The 15481-nt window shown below is 71.0% G+C and carries 17 protein-coding genes; 7 read left to right on the top strand and 10 right to left on the bottom strand.

Features of this window, described 5'->3' with window-relative positions:
• Positions 1-56 precede the first annotated feature (56 nt).
• A complete protein-coding gene (locus ACFWEE_RS23680) occupies positions 57-452 on the top strand; it encodes a DUF4190 domain-containing protein (protein WP_386891883.1) in 396 nt (131 codons plus the stop codon).
• 123 nt (positions 453-575) lie between these two features.
• Here ACFWEE_RS23680 and msrA read toward each other — a convergent pair whose 3' ends face one another.
• The 4 genes from msrA to ACFWEE_RS23700 form a co-directional block, all read right to left on the bottom strand.
• On the bottom strand, positions 576-1241 hold the full coding sequence (gene msrA / locus ACFWEE_RS23685) for a peptide-methionine (S)-S-oxide reductase MsrA (RefSeq protein ID WP_386891916.1): 666 nt from the start codon (positions 1239-1241) through the stop codon (positions 576-578).
• A 105-nt stretch (positions 1242-1346) separates the two neighbouring features.
• On the bottom strand, positions 1347-2471 hold the full coding sequence (locus ACFWEE_RS23690; protein ID WP_386891885.1) for a hypothetical protein: 1125 nt from the start codon (positions 2469-2471) through the stop codon (positions 1347-1349).
• 70 nt (positions 2472-2541) lie between these two features.
• A complete protein-coding gene (locus ACFWEE_RS23695) occupies positions 2542-4233 on the bottom strand; it encodes a M48 family metalloprotease (protein ID WP_386891887.1) in 1692 nt (563 codons plus the stop codon).
• A 273-nt stretch (positions 4234-4506) separates the two neighbouring features.
• On the bottom strand, positions 4507-5613 hold the full coding sequence (locus ACFWEE_RS23700; RefSeq protein WP_386891889.1) for a hypothetical protein: 1107 nt from the start codon (positions 5611-5613) through the stop codon (positions 4507-4509).
• A 67-nt stretch (positions 5614-5680) separates the two neighbouring features.
• Here ACFWEE_RS23700 and ACFWEE_RS23705 point away from each other — a divergent pair, with 67 nt between their 5' ends.
• Positions 5681-6826, top strand: a complete 1146-nt coding sequence (locus tag ACFWEE_RS23705) for a cystathionine gamma-synthase (RefSeq protein ID WP_386891890.1) — start codon at positions 5681-5683, stop codon at positions 6824-6826.
• Between the two features lie 269 nt (positions 6827-7095).
• On the opposite strand, the gene ACFWEE_RS23710 is transcribed toward ACFWEE_RS23705, so the two are convergent.
• Together ACFWEE_RS23710 and ACFWEE_RS23715 are read right to left on the bottom strand one after the other, a co-directional pair.
• Positions 7096-7293 (bottom strand): DUF1059 domain-containing protein, encoded by a 198-nt coding sequence (locus tag ACFWEE_RS23710; protein ID WP_327177675.1) that lies wholly within the window; start codon positions 7291-7293, stop codon positions 7096-7098.
• A 51-nt stretch (positions 7294-7344) separates the two neighbouring features.
• Positions 7345-7875: a MarR family winged helix-turn-helix transcriptional regulator gene (locus ACFWEE_RS23715; RefSeq protein ID WP_386891891.1), complete on the bottom strand. Its 531-nt coding sequence runs from the start codon at positions 7873-7875 to the stop codon at positions 7345-7347.
• Positions 7876-8053: 178 nt separating this feature from the next.
• Between ACFWEE_RS23715 and ilvA the strand changes: the two genes are divergently transcribed.
• The 3 genes from ilvA (at position 8054) to ACFWEE_RS23730 (ending at position 11346) form a co-directional block, all read left to right on the top strand.
• Positions 8054-9286, top strand: a complete 1233-nt coding sequence (ilvA, locus tag ACFWEE_RS23720) for a threonine ammonia-lyase (RefSeq protein ID WP_386891893.1) — start codon at positions 8054-8056, stop codon at positions 9284-9286.
• A 135-nt stretch (positions 9287-9421) separates the two neighbouring features.
• Positions 9422-10495 (top strand): ATP-binding cassette domain-containing protein, encoded by a 1074-nt coding sequence (locus tag ACFWEE_RS23725; protein WP_386891895.1) that lies wholly within the window; start codon positions 9422-9424, stop codon positions 10493-10495.
• Positions 10492-11346, top strand: coding sequence for an ABC transporter permease (locus tag ACFWEE_RS23730; RefSeq protein ID WP_386891897.1), 855 nt, complete (start codon positions 10492-10494; stop codon positions 11344-11346). Before ACFWEE_RS23725 ends, ACFWEE_RS23730 begins: the two co-directional genes overlap by 4 nt.
• Positions 11347-11457: 111 nt before the next feature.
• Here ACFWEE_RS23730 and greA read toward each other — a convergent pair whose 3' ends face one another.
• Together greA and ACFWEE_RS23740 are read right to left on the bottom strand one after the other, a co-directional pair.
• Positions 11458-11955 carry a transcription elongation factor GreA gene (gene greA / locus ACFWEE_RS23735; RefSeq protein ID WP_327177680.1) on the bottom strand — a complete coding sequence of 166 codons (498 nt, stop codon included), beginning with the start codon at positions 11953-11955 and terminating at the stop codon, positions 11458-11460.
• Between the two features lie 240 nt (positions 11956-12195).
• A complete protein-coding gene (locus ACFWEE_RS23740; RefSeq protein WP_386891899.1) occupies positions 12196-12609 on the bottom strand; it encodes a DUF4307 domain-containing protein in 414 nt (137 codons plus the stop codon).
• A gap of 97 nt (positions 12610-12706) precedes the next feature.
• Between ACFWEE_RS23740 and mca the strand changes: the two genes are divergently transcribed.
• The gene (gene mca, locus ACFWEE_RS23745; RefSeq protein WP_386891900.1) at positions 12707-13588 is read left to right on the top strand and encodes a mycothiol conjugate amidase Mca; all 882 of its coding nucleotides are present in this window, start codon (positions 12707-12709) and stop codon (positions 13586-13588) included.
• A gap of 1 nt (position 13589) precedes the next feature.
• Entirely contained in the window at positions 13590-13829 is a 240-nt protein-coding gene (locus ACFWEE_RS23750; RefSeq protein ID WP_386891902.1) for a hypothetical protein, read from the top strand.
• Positions 13830-14014: 185 nt separating this feature from the next.
• Here the strand turns inward: ACFWEE_RS23750 and ACFWEE_RS23755 are convergent, their stop codons facing one another.
• Together ACFWEE_RS23755 and ACFWEE_RS23760 are read right to left on the bottom strand one after the other, a co-directional pair.
• Entirely contained in the window at positions 14015-14596 is a 582-nt protein-coding gene (locus tag ACFWEE_RS23755; RefSeq protein WP_386891903.1) for a hypothetical protein, read from the bottom strand.
• A gap of 144 nt (positions 14597-14740) precedes the next feature.
• Positions 14741-15373 carry an RHS repeat-associated core domain-containing protein gene (locus ACFWEE_RS23760; RefSeq protein WP_386891918.1) on the bottom strand — a complete coding sequence of 211 codons (633 nt, stop codon included), beginning with the start codon at positions 15371-15373 and terminating at the stop codon, positions 14741-14743.
• Between the last annotated feature and the right edge of the window lie 108 nt (positions 15374-15481).

A 15481-nucleotide genomic window follows, 5' to 3' on the forward strand; every position in this document is an offset into this window, starting at 1 on the left:
GGCGGCCCCGTAGGATCCCGTGACGAGCGAGCACGGAGATCACGGGGGCGGGGCACATGGGCAGCGAGACGGACGGCATACCGGTGACGGCCGAGGCGACGGAACAGTCGACTGCCTCGGACGACGCTTCCGCTTCCGCGCCGAGGAACCGGGCGGCGACGGTCAGCGGGGTCTTCGCGCTGGGCGCCGTCGGTGCCATGGGGAACTTCGCCACCGGCCTCGCGCTGATCAACCCGCCCGTCTTCATCGCCCTCGCGATCCTGTGCGCCCTGATCGCCATCCCCGCCGGACACGTGGGCCGCTTCCGGGGCAAGCGCCTGGGCGGCGCCGGGCGCGGGGTCGCCCTGGCGTCCATCCTGACGGGCTGGCTGGTGCTGCTCCTCTGCCTGCTCGGGGTGCTGGCCCTCGTCGGCCTCGTCGCCGGTTTCGCCGCGCTCACCGACAACGGCTGACCCCTCCCGGACAGCTCTCCCCGGAGCGCGACGAGGGGCGCCCATGACGGACGCCCCTCGTGGCGGTGTGCTGCCGGACCGGACCGTGGGACGCGTGCGCCCCGGGGCCCGGCCCGGCCGGGATCAGCTGCCCGCGCGGGCCACGCCGATCGGGCAGGAGACTCCGGTGCCGCCGATACCGCAGTAGCCGCCGGGGTTCTTCTCCAGGTACTGCTGGTGGTAGCCCTCGGCCGGCCAGAAGGTACGGCCCTCGGCGGGCAGGATCTCCGTGGTGATCCCGCCGTACCCGGAGCCCGTCAGGACCTTCTGGTACGCCTCACGGGACGCGGCGGCGGCCTCGGCCTGCTCGGCGGAGTGGGTGTAGAGCGCCGAGCGGTACTGCGTACCCACGTCATTGCCCTGGCGGAAGCCCTGGGTCGGGTTGTGCGACTCCCAGAACAGCTTCAGCAGTTCGGTGTACGGGACGACCTCGGGGTCGAAGACGACGCGGACCGCCTCCGTGTGGCCGGTCTGGCCGGAGCAGGTCTCCTCGTACGTCGGGTTCTCGGTGTAGCCGCCCTGGTAGCCGACGAGCGTCGTCCAGACGCCCTCCGTCTGCCAGAACTTGCGCTCGGCTCCCCAGAAACAGCCCAGCGCGAAGTCGGCGACCTCCAGGCCCTCCGGGTACGGCCCCTGCAGCGGGTTGCCGAGCACGATGTGTCGGTCGGGCACCGTGAAGGTGGGGGTCGGGCTGCCCTTGAGGGCCTGCTCGGGGGTGGGGAGCACGGGTGTACGGCCGAACAACATGATCGGTCCTCCTTCTGCGGGGCGGTATCCGGACAACGCCTGCGTACCGCCCCGCATTCCGTCCGGCGTTTCCGGCGTCTCTCGCGCCGGGCCGGGTCCGGAGGCCGGTCAGGAGGCCTTCGCCACCGCCTTCACGGACAGGTCGCGCAGGTGGCAGTAGAGCCTGGCCGGATCTCCGTCGTACGACCACGGCAGCGAGCCGACGTACCCGTCCACCAGTTTGAACTGTTCCACCGCCGCCTCGTCGCGGTCCTGGAACGAGAGGAAGTACGCCAGCACGTGGCGGACCTCCGCCAGGCGCGGGTGGCCGGGGTCGGCGGCGGCGGCGTCCGCGAGTGCGGCGTCCACACGGGCGAGCACCTCGGGAGTCTTCGTGAAGTCGCCGTCGGAGGTGTCGTCGTGCTCGAAGTGCGCGATCAGCGGGAACACCTTCAGCAGACTGCCCAGCGGCGCGTTCGAGGCGGCCTCGGCGGCGAAGGCGTGGGCCAGCTCCTCCGAGCCGCGCCACTTCTTGCACCAGTACTGGAGCGCCGAGAAATGCGCCTCGTAGTGGTGCGGCGCACGCGCCGTGATCTCCGCCCACAGCCGGTCCATCTCCGCGTGGGGGTAGCCCAGCCCGAGCCCCGTCCAGATCTCGGTGATGTACGGGGTGGGGTCGGCGGGGTTCAGCCCGGCGGCGCGGGCTATCTCCTCGCGGGAGCGGGCCAGGACGGTGTGGAACCCCTGGAACTGCTCGCCCGTCGTGTACTCGGCCCGCTTCGCACCCCGGATGTTCCAGGCCAGTGAGACGGTGCTGCGCGCCCGTACGACCGCCGCGTCCGGGTCGTCGGGGCGCGCGGTCTCCCAGGCCAGCAGCCAGGCGTCGTCCTCCGCCGCCTTGTCGCCCAGCGTGTACGCGTACCCGGAGCGGCGCTCCCAGTCCTTCGCCTCGGCGGTGTTCCGCATCAGCTCGGCGGCGGGCTGCCAGTCACCGGTCACCGCAGCGGTGAGCGCGGCGGTCACCACCTCGGGCTCCGGGCCGGGCGCGGTCTTGTCCAGCTGGTCGCGGGGGAGCAGGCCGAGCGCCGCGCACTCCTCGGGCAGCTCGTACGCGTCGCCGTTCGCGTCGGTCTCGGAGGTCCCCTCGCGCCAGCCCTCGACGGCCCCCGCCAGGATCGCCTTGCCGAAGAAGATCACGATGGCCAGGGCGATGAGGGCGATGGGGGTCAGGACGACCCAGAGCATAATGGTCACGTCGTGTCTCTCTGTGAATCCGTGTGGTGATGAACGGGGCGGAGTCGTGCGTGCGGTCTTGTGCGGGGGCTCACGCGGAGGCACCGGGGGCCGGGGAATCCGGCGAGTCCGGGGATTCCGGCGAGCCGGGGGAGTCCGGCGAGGGCGCGGTGGGCCGGGCCGACCCGACCAGCGCGCGCAGCGCGGCCGTCTCGGGGACGTCGGCCACCGCCGCTTCCACAGCGGCCTCCACATCGGGCTCGGTGCCGTCCGCAAGCGCCACGACCCGCGGCGCGGCCGGCTCCGACCAGGAGAACTCCCAGGTCAGACGGGATTCGGCGGAGAGCTCCGCCAGCGCCATCGCCTTCACCCCGCCGAGGAGCGAGGGCCGCGCGAACTCGCGGAAGGCGCGCCCCTTGGCGGCGGCGGCCTGTTCCGACAGCGGCAGCCGCTGCGCCAGCTTCCAGAGCTGACCGTCCTCGATCACCTTCAGCAGCGCGGCGAGCGTCGGCGGCGCCTGCGTGTACATGGCCAGCGCGCGGTGCACGGGGGAGTCCGCCGAGCGCAGCCGCACGTCCATGGACGCGTCCAGCAGCTCCTGCCAGCCGGCCGCGCGCGGCAGCGAGCGCACCGTGTCGATCAGCACCACGTCCTCCAGGGCCGCCAGTGTCCGGTCCACGTCGGCGAGCAGCCCCGACGCGGCGCCCTTGCCCTCGTCGGTGCGGCCGTCGGGGGCCAGCGCCTCGATGCGGCGCACGCGCTCCTGGATCGGCGGGTGCGAGTCGTAGCGGGAGACGGTCTCGGTGGGCAGCTCGGCGCGCATCGAGGCGAGTTCCAGTTCACGCGCCGCCAGCATCCGGCCGAAGCCGCCGAACACCTCGCCGCGCGGCGGCATCAGATCCGCGGACAGCCCGAGCGTCGCGTACCGGTCGAGGTAGAAGGCGTGGGCGGCGCTCAGCCCGGGGATCTCGCGCAGCGCCGACGCGGTGGCGTCGCGGCCCGTGATCCGGGCCGCCGCCGCGTCCGCCGCGAACTCCTGGCGGCGGGCGCCCGCGAGCGTCGCCCAGAAGTAGAACCGGGCGTACAGGCCGTACACCTTCGCCATCGTGCGGAAGCTGATGCCCGCCCGGCCCGGGTCGACGTCCTTGGGCTGCTTGCCCTTGGCGACGGCGCGGTCGGACTTCTCCTGCAGCCGCGCGCGTTCGCGGTCAGCCGTCCTGCCCGCGCGCTCCTCGAACCGGGCGATGGTACGCATCACCTGGGCGCGGCCCCGGACGGTGATCCCGGCCAGCCGGGTGTCGGCGTGCGAGTAGTGGCCCAGCTCGTGGGCGAGCACCGAGCGCAGCTGCGCCTCGCTGAGCCCCTGGACGAGCGGGACGCCGAGGCAGAGGGCGCGCGGGCCGGGCAGCATGCCGAGGAAGCGGGAGTCCTCGGAGACCGCGGCGTTGACGTCGCCGGTGAGCACGATCCGGGACGGGGCCCGGGTCCGGACGGCGTCGGCGAGCTCGCGCACCGTACGCCAGAGCTCCGGCTCGTCGGCCTCGGAGACCTCCAGCCCGACGGGGTCCTCACCGTGCGGTGTCCGGAGCATCAGGAAGCCCTGGACGATCGGCCACGCCACCAGCGCCGAGAGGATGCACAGCTTCAGCAGCGCCGGGCCGCGCAGGCCGGCCAGGGCGAGGGACACGTCGACGGCGAGGATCGCCGCGAGCAGCAGCAGTCCGAAGACGTAGAAGCCGGCGAGCAGGACGAGGGCGCGCAGCGCGCGCAGGGTTGCGCCCACGGAATGGTTCCCCCCACGGGAATCGGGCATCGGCGGACGGACATCAGCCGATGGATGTGACAGTCCGCGAAAAACGACAAAGCCCGAGGTCAAATGGTTGTGGGGAGTGATCGGATCGTGTCCCACCGGTGACCTGGCGGGCGCGGGGGACCCCGAGGGCGTGAGGTAGGCAGGGGACGCAGAGGGAGCGGTGGGCGTGGTGGGGCACGAGGGGCCGGGCGGGGCGGAGGGGCCCGATGGGCTCAGGGCGGGGCCCTCCGTCCACCCCAACCTTCAGCCGAGCAGTCGCGCCGGGCTGCCGCCGTTCGCCTCGTAGCCGGCCACCGCGAGCGCGCGGTGGATCGCGTACGCGCCGGCCGGGTCGGCGTCCTCGGTCCAGGGCAGCGCTCCGACGTACCCGTCGATGCGGACGAACTGGTGCATCGCCTCGGACCAGCGGTCCATCCGGACCAGGAAGAGCACCAGCAGGTGCCGGACATGGGCGAGCGTCGGGTCGTCCTGGCGCGCCGAGTGCACCGTGTACATCGCCCCTTCGACGGCCTTCGTCACCGCCGCGCTCCGGTAGAAGCTCGGTGTCAGGTTCAGCTCGGGCAGATTGTCGTAGAGCGAGAAGAGCGGCAGCGCGGCGAGCAGCGAGCCCTGCGGGGCGCGCGCGGCGGCGGAGGTGGCGAACCGGTCGGCCAGCTCGCGCGAGCCGTGCCACTTCGAGGACCAGTAGTGCAGTGCCGCCAGGTGCGCGCCGAAGTGCGCCGGGGCGCGGTCGAGGACCTCCGCCCAGAGCCGGTCGAACTCCTCGGGGGCATAGCCCAGTCCGCGCGCCACCGCCAGCCGCGTGAGGTACGGAACGGGGTCGCCGGGCGCGAGCGCCGACGCCTCACCGGCGACCGTGCGCGCCTCGTCCAGCAGCACCCGGAAGTCCTCGCTGCCCACCGCGGAGGACCGCCACGCCCGCTGCACCAGGAACTCCGCGTGCACCGCCGCCGCACCCGGGTCCCCGGGCGCCTCTGCACGCCACGAGCGCAGCCAGGCACCGCCCACGCCCGGCCGTTCGCCGAGTTCGAGCGCGGCTGCCCCTGCGAACGCCTGTACCCGCTGCCACCGGAGCTCGCCCTCCTGCGGCGTACCGGCGAGCAGTTGGGCCGCCGCCCGCCACTCCTGGGTGGCCTGCACCACGTGGAGCACGTCGACCAGGTCCTGGTCCGGACCGGGCAGCCGCACGTCCAGCAGCTCCTGCCGCAGGAAGCCGTACGTCTCCGGATCGGCCGCGTCCGGCGAACCGGGCGTCGTGAGCTGGACACCACCGTCCCGGCGGCGCCACAGGAACGGCCCGAGCACCGCTGTGATCATGCAGAGCGCGACCAGCAACCACAGAATCTCCATGGACCCATTGTCCCCGTACGGCCGAGCGTCCGGTGCGGGCCCTCGCGACGAACTACGCTCGGGCCTCATGACCGACCAGCACAGCTTCGAGACCCTCGCGATCCACGCGGGAAACACCGCCGATCCGCTCACCGGCGCCGTCGTTCCGCCCATCTACCAGGTGTCCACGTACAAGCAGGACGGTGTGGGGGGACTGCGCGGGGGATACGAGTACAGCCGCAGCGCCAACCCGACGCGCACCGCCCTGGAGGAGAACCTGGCGGCGCTGGAGGGCGGCCGGCGCGGACTGGCCTTCGCCTCCGGACTCGCCGCCGAGGACTGCCTGCTCCGTACGCTGCTCACCCCCGGCGACCACGTGGTGATCCCGGACGACGCCTACGGCGGCACCTTCCGGCTGTTCGCCAAGGTCGCGTCGCGGTGGGGCGTGGAGTTCTCGGTGGCCGACACCTCGGACGTGGCCGCGGTACGCGCCGCGATCACCCCGCGCACCAAGGCGGTCTGGGTCGAGACGCCGTCCAACCCGCTGCTCGGCATCACCGACATCGCGGCCGTCGCGGACGTGGCCCGCCAGGCCGGTGCCCGGCTGGTCGTCGACAACACCTTCGCCAGCCCCTACCTCCAGCAGCCGCTGGCGCTGGGCGCGGACGTCGTGGTGCACTCCACCACCAAGTACATGGGCGGCCACTCCGACGTGGTCGGCGGCGCGCTCGTCGTCAACGACAAGGGACTCGCCGAGGAGTTGGCCTTCCACCAGAACGCGATGGGCGCGGTCGCGGGCCCGTTCGACGCCTGGCTGGTGCTGCGCGGCATCAAGACCCTCGCCGTGCGCATGGACCGGCACACCGAGAACGCCGGCCGGATCGCCGAACTCCTCACCCGCCACCCCGCGGTGACGCAGGTCCTCTACCCCGGACTGCCGGACCACCCGGGCCACGAGATCGCCGCCAAGCAGATGCGGGCGTTCGGCGGCATGGTCTCCTTCCGCGTGCGCGGCGGCGAGCAGGCGGCCGTCGACGTCTGCAACCGAGCGGAGCTGTTCACCCTCGGTGAGTCACTCGGCGGGGTCGAGTCGCTGCTCGAACACCCGGGCCGGATGACCCACGCCTCCGCCGCGGGCTCCCCGCTGGAGGTCCCCGCCGACCTGGTCCGGCTCTCCGTCGGCATCGAGAACGGCGACGACCTGCTGGCCGACCTCGCCCAGGCGCTCGGCTGACACCAAAATCCGTTGCGGCGGAGGCTCGGCCGACACAGGACTCCGTCACGGCGGAGGGGTGTTGCCCGGCCCTCCGCCACTCCGTCACTTCGCCACTGCGCGTGGCGTCCGCCCGTACGAGCGGTGCCGGGGAACGCTCCCCGGCACCGTACTCCCGGACACCCGCAGACACCGCAGGACATCCGGCAGGCGCTCGGGCCCGGGTTCCCGGCACGGGCTCTCGGGCTCCCGGCACGGGCTTCCGGCTCTCGGGCCCTCAAGCCGGCCGTTCAGACGGCGGACTTCGCGTTCTCGTCGTCCAGCGAGGCCCTGATCTGCTCACGCAGCTCGGGGCCGTCCTTGTGTTCGTGCACCGAGACGGCGTGCTCGGCCGCTGCCCGGACGACCTCGTTCTCCTCGCCGGAGATGGTCAGCGAGCAGCCCGACACGCTCGGATACTTACGGCAGTCGGCGACTTTCCTGGTCATGGCGGCCTCCTCGTTCTTCACGTGGGCCTGCTTTTCCAGGGTAGTTCCAGGTCAGTCGCTCTGCTGCTGGTGAGCAGCCTGCCGGACCGCCAGAGCACCGTTGAAGCGCGTCAGCAAGGTGCAGAAGGTCTCCCGCTCCTCCTCGCTCCAGTCGCTCGTGACCTGCGACATCAGATCGCGGCGGGAGGTGCGCACCTCTTCCAGGCGGGCCTGTCCGCGCGGGGACAACTGGAGCACGACCGCACGGCCGTCCTCCGGGTGCGAGGTCCGCTTGACCAGCCCGGTGTCCACGAGCGGGGCGACCTGACGGGTCACCGTCGAGGAGTCGATCCCCATGCCCGCGGCGAGGGCCTTCACGCCCATCGGGCCTTCCCGGTCCAGCCGGTTCAGCAGCAAGTAGGCGGCCCGGTCCATCGAGTTGCGGACCTTGCCGACGCCGCCGAGACGGGTCTGCTCCGCACGCCGGGCGAAGACCGCCACCTGGTGCTGGAGCGTGTCGAGGACGACGGGGTCGTAGCCCCGGGGGGCGGGGACGTCGTCCCCGGAAGGAGACGCAGCATTCGTCATGTCCTGAGGGGGCATGGCCAATAGCTCTCTTCGTGCGGTGTCGGATGGGTGGGGGACACAGTACGCGGCGATGCGGGCGGGTGTGTCCACGGTAGGCAAACCCGGGCACCCGGGAAGACGGTGGAGGCCGCGACGCCGGGGCGGCAGGACCACTCGGCGGGCGGCCCGGCGGCGAGCTGCGAGACTGGCGGTCATGAGCTTCCGTACGTCCGCACCCCACCCGCCGCTGATCCTCGACGACGTCCGGGGCGCGCAGAAAATACTGTCCGGCGTGGCCAGAACGACCGTCATGGAGGGCAGTCGCCACCTGTCGGAGCTCGTCGGCGCCCCCGTCCAGTTCAAGTGCGAGAACCTCCAGCGCACCGGCTCCTTCAAACTGCGCGGAGCCTACGTACGCATCGCGGGCCTCACCCCGGAGGAGCGGGCGGGCGGAGTCGTCGCCGCGAGTGCCGGAAACCATGCGCAGGGTGTCGCACTCGCCTCTTCTCTGCTCGGCGTACGCTCCACGGTCTTCATGCCGGTCGGCGCCCCCCTCCCCAAGGTCGCCGCGACCCGCGAGTACGGTGCCGAGGTCCGGCTGCACGGCCAGGTCGTGGACGAGACCCTGGCCGCCGCCCAGGAGTACGCGGAGCGGGCCGGAGCGGTCTTCATCCACCCCTTCGACCACCCCGACATCATCGCGGGCCAGGGCACCGTCGGTCTGGAGATCCTCGAACAGTGCCCGGAGGTCCGCACCATCGTCGTCGGCATCGGCGGTGGGGGACTCGCGGCGGGCATCGCCGTCGCCGTCAAGGCGCTCCGTCCCGACGTGAAGATCATCGGGGTGCAGGCCGCGGGCGCCGCCGCGTACCCGCCCTCCCTCGACGCCGGGCACCCGGTCGCCCTGGAGACGACGCCGCAGACGATGGCCGACGGCATCAGGGTCGGCCGCCCCGGCGACGTACCGTTCGGCCTGATCCAGGAGCTGGTGGACGAGGTCCGCACGGTCACCGAGGACGAACTCTCCAGTGCCCTGCTGCTCTGCCTGGAACGGGCCAAGCTCGTCGTCGAACCCGCGGGCGCCAGCCCCGTCGCCGCCCTGCTCAGCGACCCGACGTCCTTCCGGGGGCCGGTCGTGGCCGTGCTCTCCGGCGGAAACGTGGACCCGCTGCTGATGCAGCGCACCCTGCGCCACGGCATGGCCGCGGCCGGACGCTACCTGAGCCTGCGGGTGCGGATGGTGGACCGGCCCGGCGCGCTGGCAGCCCTGCTGGCCACCTTGTCCGGTGCCGACGCGAACGTGCTCGACATCAGCCACGTACGGACCGAGCCGCGCCTCGGCCTCACCGAGGCGGAGGTCGAACTGCACCTGGAGACCAAGGGCCCGGAACACTGCGAGGAGGTCGCCGCCGTCCTCCGTGCCGCGGGGCACCTCATCGTCGAGTGAGGCGGGGCCGCGCCCGGCCGTTCCCCTCGGGTGCGAATTGTCCGTAACGCCCTAGGATGCGCTCCGTAGGTATGTGAACGGACAACCGGTCCGTCCGACAGCAGACGGTCCCACAGCAGACGGGGGGTATCTCCTGTGCCAGGTGCGATCCACGCCGAAGGCCTGGTCAAGACCTTCGGCGACGTACGAGCGCTGGACGGCGTCGATCTCGACGTCCCCGAGGGAACGGTTCTCGGCCTCCTCGGCCCCAACGGCGCGGGGAAGACGACCGCGGTGCGCGTCCTCACCACCCTGCTGCAGCCCGACAGCGGCCGGGCCGAGGTCGCGGGCATCGACGTACTGGCCCGACCCAACGAGGTACGCCGCTCCATCGGGCTGTCCGGGCAGTTCGCCGCGGTCGACGAGTACCTGACCGGCCGCGAGAACCTGCGGATGGTCGCCCGGCTCTACCAGATGCGCGCCCGGGACGCGAAGACGCGGGCGGACGAACTGCTGGAGCGGTTCCACCTCACCGACGCCGCCGACCGGACCACCAAGACGTACTCCGGCGGCATGCGGCGGCGGCTCGACCTCGCGGCGGCCCTCGTGGTCCGGCCACCGGTCATGTTCATGGACGAACCGACCACCGGCCTCGACCCCCGCAACCGCCAGCAGCTCTGGGAGGTCATCGAGGAACTCGTCGGTGGCGGAACGACTCTGCTGCTCACCACGCAGTACCTCGAAGAGGCCGACCACCTCGCCCACGACATCTGCGTCATCGACCACGGCAAGGTCATCGCGCGCGGTACGTCCGACCAGCTCAAGGCCCGTACCGGCGGCGAACGCGTCGAGGTCGTCGTGCACAGCCCACAAGAGATCGACCCCGCCCGCGAGGCGCTCGCCCGGTACGGCCAGGGCGAGGTCACCGTCGTACGGCACATGCGCAAGCTCACCATCCCGGTCACCGGCGGCGCCAAACTCCTCGCCGAGGTCATCCGTGACCTGGACGGCCGGAACGTGGAGATCGACGACATCGGGCTCCGCCGCCCCACCCTGGACGACGTCTTCATCTCGCTGACCGGCCACGCGGCCGAGACCGAGAACGGCAACGGGAACGGGAACGGCGAAGGCGCGGACGGAGGGGACGGCAACGCCAGGGGCGGCAGGCGAGGAGGCGGCTCGACGGCGGCTTCCCCCGGGCCCGGGAACGCGAAGGAGGACGTACGGTGACCACGCGCACGGAAGAGGTCCAAACGAGCCTGGCCCCCCGCCCGTCCGGCGGCATCGTCCAGTCGGTCGGCGACTCCCTCGTGATCGCCAAACGCAACCTCATCCGGATGACCCGCATCCCCGAGGTGGTCCTCTTCGGCCTGATCCAGCCCATCATGTTCGTGGTGCTGTTCAGCTACGTCTTCGGCGGCTCGATGAACGTGGGCGGCTCGACCTCCCCGGAGGTCTACCGCAACTTCCTGATGGCCGGCATCTTCGCCCAGACCGTCACCTTCGCCACGGCCGGCGCGGGCGCGGGCATCGCGGACGACATGCACAAGGGCCTCATCGACCGGTTCCGCTCCCTGCCGATGGCCCGGGGCGCGGTCCTCACCGGGCGGACCATCGCCGACCTCGTGCAGACCACCCTCACCGTGCTGGTGCTGGTGGTCGTGGCCCTGCTCGTCGGCTGGCGCATCCACGAGGGCATCTGGAAGGCCCTGGGCGCGTTCGGCCTGCTCCTGCTGCTCGGGTACGCCTTCTCCTGGATCGGCGCCCTCATCGGGCTGACCGTACGCACCCCCGAGGCGGCGACCTCCGGCGGCCTGATCTGGCTCTTCCCGGTGACCTTCATCTCCAACGCCTTCGTCGACTCCAGCCAGATGGCGTCCTGGCTCCAGCCGATCGCCGACTGGAATCCGTTCAGCGCGACCGTGCAGGCGTGCCGCGTCCTCTTCGGCAACCCGGGCGTCTCCCCGTCCGACGCCTGGCCGATGCAGCACCCGGTCTGGGCCTCGCTGATCTGGTCCGTCGTGATCACCGTGGTCTTCCGGACGCTGGCGGTCCGCAAATACCGGCGGGCGGCCACCTGAGGGTGCCGCGTCCCGCTGGACGCCGCACGCGAAAGCCCCGGCCGGCGGACTCCTCGGGAGTCCGCCGCCGGGGCTTCACGCGTCGCGGCGCGACGCGGACGGCTCGGTGGCTCAGCCGGTGTACGGCTTGGCCGACAGGATCTTCACCGTGGCCTTCTTGCCGTTGGGCAGCTCGTACTCCGCGTCGTCGCCCATGCGCTTGCCGTTGACGCCCTTGCCGAGCGGCGACTGCGGCGAGTACGTCTCGATCTCCGTGCTCGCGTACTCACGGGAGGCGAGCAGGAAGGTCACCGTGTCGTCCTCGTCGCCGTCGAAGGCGATCGTCACGACCATGCCGGGCTCGACCACACCGTCGTCGGCCGGCGCCTCGCCGACCTTCGCGTGCTCCAGGAGCTGGGTGAGCTGGCGCACCCGGAGCTCCATCTTGCCCTGCTCTTCCTTGGCCGCGTGGTACCCGCCGTTCTCGCGGAGGTCGCCCTCCTCACGGGCCGCCGCGATCTTTACGGAGATCTCCGTGCGCGCGGGACCAGACAGGTACTCCAGCTCGGCCTTGAGCTGGTTGTACGCCTCCTGCGTGAGCCAGGTGACGTTTTCGCTGGTCTGGGTCACAGGTGCTCCTCGTCGGTGCTGGGAATACAAAGCATCGCCCTGCCCCGAGCTTGTTCCCTCTCGGGTGGGCGAAACCACGAGCCTAACAATTTCCCGGGCAAAGGGGGAGAAGGTTACCCGGTGCCGATGGAGGCGTGGCGGACAGTACGGCCGCCATGAGGAACCACGGGGTGTAGGGACGCCGGGCGGATTGGTCCGCGTCGGGCCGTGCGCCGGGGGCGTCGGGCGGAACGCCGGGGCTCAGCCCGCCGAACCGCCGCTGGTGCAGCCCACCAGCTCCACCGCGCTGGCCCGGGCCGTCGTGCGCAGCGCCACGACCTCGTCGATACGGCCCACGTGCTGGTCGAAGCGGAAGTCCTTGCGGGCCACCTCGCTGCCCGCCGCGTCCAGGGCGCGCACCGTGCAGAAGCCGCCGGAGTCCTCGTCCTTGTGCACTTCGAGATGGGCCTCGGCCCGCTCGTCGGAGACGACCTTGGACTTGATCAGCTCAGCGCTGATGTCCGTACCGCCGATGTAGTCCACACCGATCCAGACGATCACGCCGACCAGCGCCGCACCCAGGACCGCGCCGACCACCCGGAGCGTGCGGTCGGCCTGCTGGTCCCGGTTCCGGCCGTACCGGCCCTCGGGTGTGGCCTCGCGCAGCGCCGTCATGATCGTTCCTCCTGTGCGGGGAATCGAGGAATTTTCCACCTTCCCGTTCGGTCACTATAGGAGTTGCCCATCGCGACAAATAACTGAGGACCGAGTCTTGACCGAGCAGCTGCGCCTGATGGCCGTCCACGCCCACCCCGACGACGAGTCGAGCAAGGGCGCGGCCACCATGGCCAAGTACGTGTCCGAGGGGGTGGAGGTCATGGTCGTCACCTGCACCGGTGGCGAGCGTGGTTCCATCCTCAACCCCCGGCTCCAGGGAGACGCGTACATCGAGGAGAACATCCACGAGGTGCGCAGGAAGGAGATGGACGAGGCCCGCGCGATCCTCGGCGTCCAGCAGGAGTGGCTCGGCTTCGTCGACTCCGGCCTTCCCGAGGGCGACCCGCTGCCCCCGCTTCCCGAGGGCTGCTTCGCGCTGGAGGACGAGGAGACCGCCGCGGGGCGCCTCGTCGCCCGGATCCGCTCGTTCCGCCCGCAGGTCGTCACCACGTACGACGAGAACGGCGGCTACCCGCACCCCGACCACATCATGACCCACAAGATCACGATGATCGCGTTCGAGGGTGCGAACGACAAGGAGCGCTTCCCCGAGGACGCGTTCGGCCCCGTCTGGGAACCGCGGAAGCTCTACTACAACCAGGGCTTCAACAAGCCCCGCACCCTCGCCCTGCACGAAGCGCTCCTGGCGCGCGGCCTGGAGTCCCCGTACGGCGACTGGCTGAAGCGCTGGGAGGAGACGCAGCACACCGAACGCACCCTGACCACGCACATCCCGTGCGCGGACTTCTTCGAGGTGCGGGACCGGGCGCTCATCGCCCACGCCACGCAGATCGACCCGGACGGCGGCTGGTTCCGCGTGCCGATGGACGTGCAGAAGGAGGTCTGGCCGACCGAGGAGTACGAGCTCGTGAGGTCCGGCGTCGATACCTCCCTCCCCGAGAGCGATCTCTTCGCGGGCATCCGCGACAATGCCTGATATGTACTCCACCCAGGCACTGACGCATCTCGTCCCGCTGGCCGCCGACGAGCTCGACAAGAACAAGGTGACCCCCGGCGTTCTCGGCTTCCTCGTCTTCGCCGCGCTCGCCGTCGGCGTGTGGCTGCTGATGAAGTCCATGAACCGCCACATGGGCCGGGTGAACTTCGAGGAGACCCCGGACGATGCCCCGGACGCCGAGGCATCGGCCCATGCTTCCGCCCGGGCTCGCGGCAAGTAGGGAGTGCCGCCGCCCGGCCGGAGGCCGGTCCGGCGGCGTCCGGTGCGCGCGATTGAAAGATGGAGGAACCGTCCTCGCGCGGGCGTACGAGGACGGTTCCGGCACCGCGGCGAACGGTGCGAGCCGGGCGTCGCCCGGCGGGCGGAGTGGCCGGAGAGACACCCTGCTGGAGGGTGGCCGCCGGCTCAGGAACCGGCCGCGTGGGACCGGATCGCGGCGACCACCTCGGCCAGGTGCTGTCTGCTGCGCCCGTGGTCGAAGAGACTCAGCCGGAACCGTGCCCGGCTGCGGACCGTCACCCGTGAGGTGCCTGCTGCCGCGGGGCGAATCCGTACCGAGACCACCTGCCGGTACGTCTCCTCGGCGAATTCGGGACCGATGCGCCGTACGGCCCGGAGGTCCTGCCGCTCGGTCGTCCCACCGTCACGCAGACGCAGTCCGTCCAGCGATGCGAGGCCGTTCCGGGCGGCATCGCATGCCCTGTCGGCCGGCAGGTCGAGTCCGAATTCCTCTTCCGATTTCATCGACACGTGGGCCAGGTCGACCGGAAACCCTGCCTTCTTGATCTCCTGAACATGGCGGAAACCGCTGTAGCCCGCGATCAGGAGGAAGCCCAGAAAGCCGATCAGTAGACAGAACGCGATGACCGGAACCCGATCACTGCCGGCATCCAGTGGCATGCCGTCCTCGTAGAACGATTCGATCGCCACGAGGCTCGTGGCGACGACGCTGAAGAGAAGAGATCCCACCAGCGCACGGCGGGCCACGTAAAAGAATATGTGCATGACGTGCTCGGTTTCCGATTCCTGCTGTTTCGCTGTACGTGGGGTCAGAGGGGCCGGTGGATCGGCGCGCTGCGGCTCGGGCCGTCGCGGATTCCCACCGGCCCCCTTGCTCAGAACGAGGCCGTTCTACCGGAGGCCGAGTTTAGCCATGACGACCAGTACCCTGCTCCAGAGCTTGCCGCCCCAGCTTCTGAGGGTCTTCTTGATGACGCCTCCCCATTTCTTGATCGCTTTGGTCAGCTTGGGTCCGTACTTCGCCTTGGCCTTACCGAAAGCCATCTTTCCGGCAACGCCGGTGACGAATCCGGTAGCGAATTTCTTGGCGGCAGTGGTGGTCTTCCAGCAGCGCTCGTAGCAGCCGTACGCGTATTTCAGGACGGCGAAGACCGCTCCGACCAGGCCGGCACACACGAACGACGCGAGTCCCGTGGCCTTGCACGCGATCTTGCCGATGCCGAACTTGGCCGCCGAGAAGAGCGCCTGACAGATGATTCCGCAGGAACGCGGACTCTTCGTCAGCCCGTCGAGATCCAGCATCGACACAGGATCACCCGGATAGGTGTAGGCGTCGGAATTCCCGCCGTACACCGGGTCGACCTGAAGGAAGCGCCCGGTCCTCGGGTCGTACAGACGGGCTCCCATCAGGGTCAGGCCGCTCACGCCCTCGCCCGCCCTCTGGTGCGAGCCCAGCCATCCGTAGGCAGTGGCCGTGGCCGCGCCCAGCGTGTTCCCGTATTCGTCGTACGCGGAGGTGGTCAGGTTCGCAGCCCTCTGATGCGCCCGCGCTTTGAGGGACCTCGCGCCGGTCCCGAGTCCCGGACCGCACCGGGCGGTCCGGGACCCGGTCTCTTATACACAACTGACGCA

The sequence above is a fragment of the Streptomyces sp. NPDC060184 genome (assembly GCF_042728795.1).
GTDB lineage: Bacteria > Actinomycetota > Actinomycetes > Streptomycetales > Streptomycetaceae > Streptomyces.